This is a genomic window from Nocardiopsis rhodophaea, from assembly GCF_039530945.1.
In the GTDB taxonomy this organism is placed as follows: Bacteria; Actinomycetota; Actinomycetes; order Streptosporangiales; family Streptosporangiaceae; genus Nocardiopsis_C; species Nocardiopsis_C rhodophaea.
The window spans coordinates 1-1,303 of record NZ_BAAAPC010000051.1 but is presented as its reverse complement, the minus strand read 5'-3'; the positions used below and the strand labels follow the sequence as shown (position 1 = coordinate 1,303).

Here is a 1,303-nt window from a genome sequence, read left to right as displayed (position 1 = left end):
TGTTCCGTGCCGGGTGTGATGGAGGCTTTCATTCCTGGGAAGGATGAGAGTCATGTCAGCACCGAGGAAATACCCCGATGAGCTGCGTGAACGCGCCACCCGGATGGCAGTGGACGCCCGTAGGGACCCGGCCACGCGCCCCGGAGCCATCGCACGTGTGGCCGACCAGCTCGGGGTGAACCGCGAGACCCTGCGCAATTGGGTGGGCCAGGCCGAGATCGACGCCGGCGACCGCCCCGGCACCACCACCGACCAGGCCCAGCGTTTGGCCGAACTGGAACGCGAGGTGCGCGAGCTGCGCCGGGCCAACGCGATCCTGCGGTCGGCATCGGCTTTCTTCGCGGCGGAGCTCGACCGCCCGCACACCACGTAGTCGCCTACATCGACGCCCACCGCCAGGAGTTCGGGGTCGAGCCGATCTGCAGGGTGCTGCAGTTCGCCCCGTCCACCTACTACGCCGCCAAGACACGGCCGCCTTCGGTCCGCTCGATCACAGACCGGGCCACCACTGAGGCGATCGCCAAGGCGCACGCCGACAACTACGGGGTCTACGGTGCACGCAAGGTCCATGCCGAGCTCAACCGGCAGGGCCACCGGGTGGCCCGGTGCACTGTCCAAAGGCTGATGAGGGCCGCAGGATTACGAGGGATCACCCGCACCAAGGGGCCGCGCACCACCGTAGCCGCACCGGTCTCGGACATGCGTCCGGACCTGGTGGAACGAGCGTTCACCGCCCGAGCGCCGAACCATTTGTGGGTCGCCGACATCACCTATGTCCGGACTTTTGCCGGGTGGGTGTACGCGGCGTTCGTCATCGACGTGTACTCGCGCCGGGTGGTGGGCTGGCAGCTGTCGAAGTCGCTGCGTACCGAGTTGGCCCTGGACGCGCTGGAGATGGCGGTGTGGAGCCGGGAGCACGTCGGCCGGCGCGTCGACGGCCTGGTCCATCATTCCGACAAGGGGTCGCAGTATCTCGCGGTTCGCTACACCCAGCGCTTGGCCGAGGCGGGGGCGGTGGCCTCGGTCGGCAGCACGGGCGATTCCTATGACAACGCCTTGGCCGAGGCGTTCCACTCGCTGTTCAAGGCCGAGTTGGTCCGTAACCGCGGGCCGTGGCAGAGCATCGACGACCTCAAGATCGCCGTTGCCGAGTACATCGACTGGTTCAACCACCGGCGTCTGCACGGAGAGATCGGACTGGTCCCGCCAGCGGAGTTCGAAGCCGACTTCTACCAGCAGGATTTCGCGTCAGCAGGAGCTGATGCGTTAGTTCAGAGCCTCCAATAAACCCGGTACAAGACAG

1 protein-coding gene and 1 other annotated feature are annotated in these 1,303 nt (G+C 66.7%); the gene reads left to right on the top strand.

Annotation, left to right across the window (positions count from 1 at the left end; translation table 11 throughout):
* The first annotated feature begins 52 nt into the window (after positions 1–52).
* Positions 53–1,287, top strand: a protein-coding gene (locus ABD259_RS25595) for an IS3 family transposase (protein WP_344165838.1) whose coding sequence is annotated in 2 segments (ribosomal slippage) — positions 53–332 and positions 332–1,287 — 1,236 coding nt in all. Because the reading frame shifts where the segments join, the coding sequence is not laid out codon by codon here.
* Positions 331–444, top strand: a sequence feature (AL1L pseudoknot). (Overlaps the previous gene by 114 nt.)
* Positions 1,288–1,303: the final 16 nt, after the last annotated feature.